General features: G+C 71.0%; 7 protein-coding genes. 3 read left to right on the forward strand and 4 right to left on the reverse strand.

All coding sequences use genetic code 11. From position 1 onward, the window contains the following. Nucleotides 1–68: 68 nt before the first annotated feature. A complete protein-coding gene (metK, locus tag A9X05_RS19170; protein WP_067783408.1) occupies nucleotides 69–1280 on the forward strand; it encodes a methionine adenosyltransferase in 1212 nt (403 codons plus the stop codon). Here metK and A9X05_RS19175 read toward each other — a convergent pair. Genes A9X05_RS19175 through A9X05_RS19190 form a run of 4 tightly spaced genes read right to left on the reverse strand, consistent with a single transcriptional unit; the run spans nucleotide 1273 to nucleotide 5345 of the window. Beyond that, a complete protein-coding gene (locus A9X05_RS19175) occupies nucleotides 1273–1836 on the reverse strand; it encodes a pyridoxamine 5'-phosphate oxidase family protein (protein WP_067752920.1) in 564 nt (187 codons plus the stop codon). The genes metK and A9X05_RS19175 overlap by 8 nt on opposite strands. 55 nt (nucleotides 1837–1891) lie before the next feature. Beyond that, entirely contained in the window at nucleotides 1892–3385 is a 1494-nt protein-coding gene (locus tag A9X05_RS19180; RefSeq protein ID WP_067783411.1) for an NAD(P)/FAD-dependent oxidoreductase, read from the reverse strand. Between the two features lie 9 nt (nucleotides 3386–3394). Next, complete coding sequence (locus tag A9X05_RS19185) at nucleotides 3395–4360, reverse strand: alpha/beta hydrolase (RefSeq protein ID WP_067752927.1); 966 nt, start codon at nucleotides 4358–4360, stop codon at nucleotides 3395–3397. Nucleotides 4361–4382: 22 nt separating this feature from the next. Beyond that, nucleotides 4383–5345, reverse strand: a complete 963-nt coding sequence (locus A9X05_RS19190; RefSeq protein ID WP_067752930.1) for an alpha/beta hydrolase — start codon at nucleotides 5343–5345, stop codon at nucleotides 4383–4385. Between A9X05_RS19190 and A9X05_RS19195 the strand changes: the two genes are divergently transcribed. Beyond that, nucleotides 5344–6078, forward strand: coding sequence for a lysoplasmalogenase (locus tag A9X05_RS19195; protein WP_067783414.1), 735 nt, complete (start codon nucleotides 5344–5346; stop codon nucleotides 6076–6078). The genes A9X05_RS19190 and A9X05_RS19195 overlap by 2 nt on opposite strands. Before the next feature lie 45 nt (nucleotides 6079–6123). Beyond that, nucleotides 6124–7629 (forward strand): primosomal protein N' (locus tag A9X05_RS19200; protein WP_231978435.1); only part of this gene is annotated, 1506 nt, incomplete at its 3' end.

Here is a 7629-nt window from a genome sequence, read left to right on the forward strand (position 1 = left end):
CCAGGCGCCGGCCGGCCCGATGCCAGCCGATATAATTCGGTTAACTAACTATTCGGAAGGATTCGATTGTGAGCGAAAAGGGTCGCCTGTTTACCAGTGAGTCGGTGACTGAGGGACATCCCGACAAGATCTGTGACGCGATCAGCGACTCGGTCCTCGACGCCCTGCTGGCGCAGGACCCCCGCTCACGCGTCGCGGTGGAGACGCTGGTCACCACCGGTCAGGTGCACGTCGTCGGTGAGGTGACGACGACGGCGAAGGAGGCGTTCGCCGACATCACCAGCACGGTCCGCGCGCGCATTTTGGACATCGGCTACGACTCGTCGGACAAGGGCTTCGACGGGGCGTCGTGCGGGGTGAACATCGGCATCGGCGCCCAGTCGCCCGACATCGCCCAGGGCGTCGACACCGCCCACGAGGCGCGCGTCGAGGGCGCCGCGGACCCGCTGGACTCCCAGGGCGCCGGCGACCAGGGCCTGATGTTCGGCTACGCGATCGCCGACACCCCCGAGCTGATGCCCCTGCCCATCGCGCTGGCCCACCGGCTGTCACGGAAGCTGACCGAGGTGCGCAAGAACGGCACGCTGGGATACCTGCGCCCGGACGGCAAGACCCAGGTCACCATCGCCTACGAGGACGACGTCCCCGTACGCCTCGACACCGTGGTCGTCTCGACGCAGCACGCCGACGGCATCGACCTGGAGAAGACGCTCGACCCCGACATCCGGGAGCACGTGCTCAAGAGCGTGCTGAGCGAGCTGGCGCACGACACCCTGGATTCGTCGTCGACCCGGGTGCTGGTCAACCCGACCGGCAAGTTCGTCCTCGGCGGGCCGATGGGCGACGCCGGCCTCACCGGCCGCAAGATCATCGTCGACACCTACGGCGGCTGGGCCCGCCACGGCGGCGGCGCCTTCTCCGGTAAGGATCCGTCCAAGGTGGACCGGTCGGCGGCGTACGCGATGCGCTGGGTGGCGAAGAACATCGTCGCCGCCGGGCTCGCGGAGCGCGTCGAGGTGCAGGTGGCCTACGCCATCGGCAAGGCGGCCCCGGTCGGCCTGTTCATCGAGACGTTCGGCACCGCGACGGTAGACCCGGTCAAGATCGAGAAGATCGTGCCCGAGGTGTTCGACCTGCGGCCCGGCGCGATCATCCGTGACCTGGACCTGCTGCGTCCGATCTACGCGCAGACCGCCGCCTACGGCCACTTCGGCCGCACCGACGTCGAACTGCCGTGGGAGCAGCTCGACAAGGTCGACGACCTCAAGCGCGCTATCTAGGCAGCGGGTGGTCGGCGTCCAGCGCCGGCAATCCATCGATGCTTCGCCGGTTGCGCCCGACCAGGCGAACGTAGGCCTCGCCGGGCGCCTTGCTGTGGTAGTCGTCGAGCACCGGGCGTTCGTCGACGAGCTCGTAGTACGGCACCGCGAACCCGCACGCGTCGGCGATTCGCTCGAGATCGACGACGATGACGGCGCGCACGCCCGCGTGCGGGTTCCCGAACTTGCCGACGAATTCGCCGAACTCGGCGTCGTCGGGGCGGACCACCCGTCCGGTGCCGAACAGCCGCAGGATGCGCGAGTTGCGGGTGAACGAGCAGAACATGATGGTGATCCGGCCGTTGTCACGCAAGTGCGCAATCGTTTCCACCCCGCTGCCGAACAGGTCCAGATAGGCCACGGTGTGATCGTCGATGACCGCGAAGGTGTCCCGATACCCTTTGGGGGAGAGGTTGATTCGGCCTCCCTCGGACGGCGCGGTGGCGACGAAGAACATGGCCTGATCGTTGATGAACTCGGTGAGCGACTCGTCGAGACGCGGAAACTCCTTGGCCACGCGTGCAGCCTAGCGCCGGGTGGTGACAGCCATCACCCTGTTTTCGGTGCGTTCGCTAGGCGGAACTGCCGGTGAATCGGTAGTCGTCGAGGTCGAAGCGCCGGCTGCGCCAATAGGCCTCGACGGTGGTGGTGGGCCGCAGCGGGACGTCGCCGTTCTTGTCGAAGTAGTAGCTGTTCGCCAGTCGGCAGCTGTCCTGCCAGAAGATCTGCCGGTGCCGTCGGCGCAGCATCTCGGCGAAGTACCGGTCGTTGGCCTCGTCGGTCACCTCCACGCGCGTCGCGCCGTCGCGCTGCGCCCGTTTCAGGCACCGCACGATGTGGTGGGTCTGCGTCTCGATCAGCGCGAAATACGACGAGCCCACGTAGCCGTACGGGCCGAAAACCGTGAACAGGTTGGGGAAATCGGGCACGCTCACGCCCTCGTAGGCCTGCAGCCGGTGCTCGTCCCAAAACCGGCTCAACGACTTGCCGCCGCTGCCCGTCACCGCGAACGTCGGGACGTCGTCGGGATCCATCACCTTGAAACCGGTGGCCAGGATCAGCACGTCTATCTCATGGGCTTCGCCGTCGGTGGTGGCCACCGCCGTGGGCGTGATCTTGTCGATCGGCTCGGTGACCAGTCGCACGTTGTCGCGGTTGAACGTGGCCAGGTACTCGTTGTGGAAGCCGGGGCGCTTGCAGCCGACCGCGTAGCGCGGGGTGAGTTGGTCGCGCACCGTGGGGTCGTCCACCTGTTTGCGTAGGTAGGCCAGCCCCGCCGACTCCATCCTCTTGGCCAGCGGCACCACCGTGAAGTAGTGCGCGGAGATCGGGAAGGTGACTTCGACGAAGGCCTGGCTGAGCAGCCGCTGCACGATCTTGCCGCCCGGGATCCGCATCGCCCAGCGGGCCGGGGCCGGCAGCGCGACGTCCAGCTTGGGGAAGCACCAGATCGGGGTGCGCTGGAAAACGGTGAGCTGCTTGACAATCGGCGCGATTTCGGGAATCACCTGGACGGCCGAGGCGCCGGTGCCGATGATCGCGACGCGCTTGCCGCTCAGATCCTGGTCGTGATCCCAGCGCGCGGTGTGCATCGTGACGCCGCCGAAGCTGTCCACGCCGTCGATGTCGGGCAGGTTGGGCACGGTGAGCACGCCGCACGCGCTGATCAGGAAGCGGGCGGTGACGGTTCCGCCGGGGTCGGTCTGCACCCGCCACAGGGACCGCTCGTCGTCGAACTCGGCGGATTGCACCTTGGTGTTCAACCGGATTCGCGATCGGATGCCGTACTTGTCGACGCAGTGTTCGGCGTAGGCCTTGAGTTCGCGGCCCCGCGCGTAGGTCCGCGACCAGTCCGGGCTCTGCTCGAAGGAGAACTGGTAGGAGAACGACGGGATGTCCACGGCGATACCGGGATACGTGTTCCAGTGCCACGTCCCGCCGACCCCGTCGCCCGCCTCGACGACGAGATAGTCGGACAGCCCGGCGTTGTCGAGCTTGATGGCGGCGCCGATCCCGGAGAAGCCGGCGCCGACGATCAGCGTGTGGTAGTCGGGAGTGCTGCTCATCGTGACCGCCTAGGGGTGTAGCGCCTTCTTCAGCGCGGCCAGCCCGCGGTCGGTGGCAGCGGAGGCCGCGGGGATCACCAGGGCGAAGCTCGCGTAGCCGTGCACCAGGTTGGGCTCGTTGCTCAATTCCGCGGGCACGCCGGCGGCGTCGAGCAGCTCGGCGTAGCGGGCCCCGTCGTCGCGCAGCGGATCGTGTTCGGCGGTCGCGATGTAGGCGGGCGGCAACCCGGACAGGTCCGTCGCGTTCGCCGGGGCCAGGGTGGTGGGCAGCACCGTCGGGTCGCTGATGTCGATGTCGGGCAGATACCACGCCAGGAAGGCGTCGATCACGTCGCGGTCCAGGATGGGCGCGTTGGCGTTGTCGGTGTAGGACGGCAGCGACAGGTCGGCGGTGACGACCGGGTACCAGAGCAGCTGGAAGCTCAGCTCCGGCCCGGCGTTCGCGGTGGCCAGGTGCGCCATCACGGCGGCCAGGTTGCCGCCGGCCGAGTCGCCGGCGACGGCGATCCGGCCGGGGTCACCGCCCAGCTCCGCGGCGTTCTCGGCGACCCACTGCAGCGCCGCCCAGGAGTCGTGCACGCCGGCCGGGAACGGGTGCTCGGGGGCGAGCCGGTAGTCCACGGACACCACGATGGCCTCGGCGCCGACGGCGTGCGCGCGGGCCAGGGGGTCGTGGGTGTCGAGGTCACCGAGGCAGAAGCCGCCGCCGTGATAGAAGACGACGACGGGCAGCGGCTCTTCGGGTTCCAGGGGCGGCCAGTAGATCCGCACTCCGACGTCGCTGACGTCGCCATGTCCGATCGTGCGCTCCTCGACGCGCAGGTCGGGCAGCATCTCGGGTGGCACCTTGAGCATTCGCAGCCGCGAGCGCGCGGTCTCCACGCCGTCGGCTGCGGTGAAGGTCATCGGGAAGGCGTCGAGCAACGCCTTGAACGTCGGGTCGATCCCCGGTCGGGCGAAGGTGGGCTCCGTCATGGATTCACCGTACGCTCCGGCTTCAGCGGCGTAGCCCCGTTCGCAGGGCCGTCAGCCCGCGTTCCATCGCGGCGGTGGCCGCGGGCACCACGCCGCCGTAGCCGAGGTAACCGTGCACCAGCGTCTCTGCGTTGTGCACCTCGACGGTCACGCCGGCGGCGGCAAGGCGTTCGCCGTACCGGATGCCGTCGTCGCGCAGCGGGTCGTGACCCGCGACGGCGATGTAGGCGGGCGGCAGGTTGGACACGTCGCCGGCCCGCCCGGGCGCCATGCCCGGCGGCGGGGCGGACAGGTCGACTTCGCCCGCGTACCAACGCGAGAACTCGGCGACGGCCTTGACGTCGAGGATCGGCGCGCCGGCGTTTTCGGTGAAGGACGGCAGCGACGCGTCCCACATCGTCGACGGGTACCACAGCAGCTGAAACGCGATGGCCGGTGCGCCGTGGTCCCGCGCCCGATGGGCCATCACCGCGCTGATCGTGCCACCGGCCGAATCCCCGGCCACGCCCATCCGGTTCGGGTCACCGCCCAGCCCGGCGGCGTTCTCGGCGACCCAAAGCGTTGCGGCCCAGGCGTCTTCGATCGCGGCGGGGTAGGGGTGCTCCGGCGCCAGCCGGTAGTCGACGGAGACCACGATGGCGTCGGCGCCGACCGCGTGCTGGCGGGCCGTGCCGTCGTAGCTGTCGAGGTCGCCCACCACGAATCCGCCGCCGTGGAAATACAGCACGACGGGCGGGGTGGCGCTCTCGGATTCGATTGGCGGCCAATAGATCCGGACGCCGACCGACCCTCCTGGACCGGGGATGGCGCGGTCCTCGACGCGCAGCTCGGGGTGCAGCGGCCGGCGGGGCAGGTCGCGGAACCGTTGCCGCGCCGCGTCGACGCCGTCCTCGGTGGATAGCCGGAACGGAACCGCATCCAGTACCTTCTGCAGGATGGGGTCGATAGCGGGCTTTTCGTCGGCTGTGTTGTCCAAGCTGGGCATGGGCGTACCGTACGCACCTCGGCTGGTGTTCGGCGGCTGGGTGCTGGCAGGCTGGGCGGCCCTCGGTTACGGCGTGTACCTGACGGTGTTGGCGCTGGGTTCGGAGCCGGGGGCCGAGCTGACCGGGCACTGGGTGGCGCAGCCGCTGTTCAAGGCCTCGATGGCGCTGTTGCTGACCGCCGCCGCGGCGGGCCACGCCGTCGTGCGTGAGCGGCGTTGGCTGATGCCGGCGCTGCTGCTGTCGGCCGTCGGTGACTGGTCGCTGGCGATCCCGTGGTGGGCCCAGTCGTTCGTCGTGGGCCTTGGCGCATTCCTGTTGGCGCACTTGTGTTTCCTGGGCGCGCTGCTGCCCCTGGCCGCCAGGCGCCCGTCGCGGTTGCGCATCGCCGCCGTGGTCGCGATGTGTGTGGCCACCGTCGCGCTGCTGGCCTGGTTCTGGCCGCACCTGGGCAAGCTGACGCTCCCGGTGGCGGCCTACATTCTGGTGCTGACCGCGATGGTGTGCGCCGCTCTGGTGGCGAAGCTGCCGACGATCTGGACGGCGGTGGGGGCGGTGTGTTTCGCGGCGTCGGATTCGCTGATCGCCATCGGCCGCTTCATCCTGGGCAACGAGGCGCTGGCAGTGCCGATCTGGTGGTCGTACGCCGCGGCGCTGATCCTGATGACCGCGGGGTTCTTCTTCGGTCGTGAGGTGCCGGCCGACGCCGGCACCCCGGAACCGGCCGAAAGCTGACCCGGACGGTACGGGGTTGAGCACCAGCCGGGCCATGAGAGCGCCTTGAGCGGCAGCGCGCGCACACCCGTTCAGGTCGAGCCCATTGCCCGGGTGCTGCCGATGCTCTCGGTGCCGCACCTGGACCGCGAGTTCGATTACCTGGTGTCGGCCGAGCAGTCCGACGACGCCCAGCCGGGGGTGCGGGTGCGGGTGCGGTTTCACGGCCGGCTGGTCGACGCGTTCGTGCTGGAGCGCCGCAACGACACCGACCATCAGGGCAAGCTCGGTTACCTGGACCGCGTCGTCTCGGCCGAACCGGTGCTGACAGCCGAGATCCGCCGGCTGGTCGACGCGGTGGCGGCGCGCTACGCCGGCACCCGGCCGGACGTCCTGCGCCTGGCGGTGCCGCCCCGGCACGCGCGGGTGGAGCGCGAACCGACGGCGGCGGTGCGGCCGCCGCCACCCGCGCCGGTCGACCCGTCGGCGTGGGCGGTCTACGGGCGGGGCGCCCAGTTCCTGGACGCCCTGGCCGAGTCCCGCGCCGCGCGGGCCGTCTGGCAGGCCCTGCCGGGGGAGTCGTGGGCGGACCGGTTCGCCGAGGCCGCCGTGCAGACGATCCGCGCAGGTCGGGCGGTGCTGGCGATCGTGCCCGACCAGCGCGACCTGGACTCGCTGGTGCGGGCCGCGGCCGCGCGGATCGACGAGAGCGGCGTGGTGGCGCTGTCGGCCGGGCTGGGGCCGGCGGCCCGCTACCGGCGATGGCTGGCAGCGTTGCGCGGTCAGGCCAGGCTGGTGATCGGCACCCGCAGCGCGGCTTTCGCGCCGCTGAGCGATCTGGGTCTGGTGATGGTGTGGGCGGACGCCGACGACAGCCTGGCCGAGCCCCGGGCGCCGTACCCGCACGCCCGCGAGGTGGCGATGCTGCGCGCCCACCAGGCGCGGTGCGCGGCGCTGATCGGGGGCTACGCGCGCACCGCCGAGGCGCAGGCGTTGGTGCGCAGCGGGTGGGCGCACGACATCGTCGCGGCCCGGGCGGTGGTGCGCGCCCGCACGCCGCGGGTGGTCGCCCTCGACGACACCGGTTACGCCGACGAACGCGACCCGGCCGCGCGGACCGCGCGCATCCCGTCGATCGCGCTGCGCGCCGCCCGCTCGTCGCTGGAGGCCGGGGCGCCGGTGCTGGTGCAGGTGCCGCGGCGCGGATACGTCCCGTCGCTGGCCTGCGCGCGCTGCCGCACCATCGCCCGGTGCCGGCACTGCACGGGTCCGCTCTCCCTGGCCGAGTCGTTGCGGGAGGGCGGCCCGGCGCTGGTCTGCCGTTGGTGCGGGCGGACTGAGCCGACGCGGCGCTGCGCGCGCTGCGGGTCGGACGCGGTGCGCGCCGTGGTCGTCGGGGCGCGCCGCACCGCCGAGGAACTCGGGCGCGCGTTTCCCGGCACCGCGGTGGTCACCTCGTCGGGCGAGGGCGTCGTTCCGCAGGTGGCCGCGGGCCCGGCGCTGGTGGTGGCCACGCCGGGGGCGGAGCCCGCCGCGGCGGGCGGTTACGGGGCGGCGCTGCTGCTGGCCGCC

Origin of the sequence: Mycobacterium sp. E3298, assembly GCF_001666895.1 — a bacterium.
GTDB lineage: Bacteria > Actinomycetota > Actinomycetes > Mycobacteriales > Mycobacteriaceae > Mycobacterium.

Coding starts and splice junctions, on each gene's coding strand:
- A9X05_RS19180 (WP_067783411.1), bottom strand. CDS start 3,385: ATGAGCAGCACTCCCGACTACCACACGCTGATCGTCGGCGCCGGCTTC.
- A9X05_RS19185 (WP_067752927.1), bottom strand. CDS start 4,360: ATGACGGAGCCCACCTTCGCCCGACCGGGGATCGACCCGACGTTCAAG.
- A9X05_RS19190 (WP_067752930.1), bottom strand. CDS start 5,345: ATGCCCAGCTTGGACAACACAGCCGACGAAAAGCCCGCTATCGACCCC.
- A9X05_RS19195 (WP_067783414.1), top strand. CDS start 5,344: ATGGGCGTACCGTACGCACCTCGGCTGGTGTTCGGCGGCTGGGTGCTG.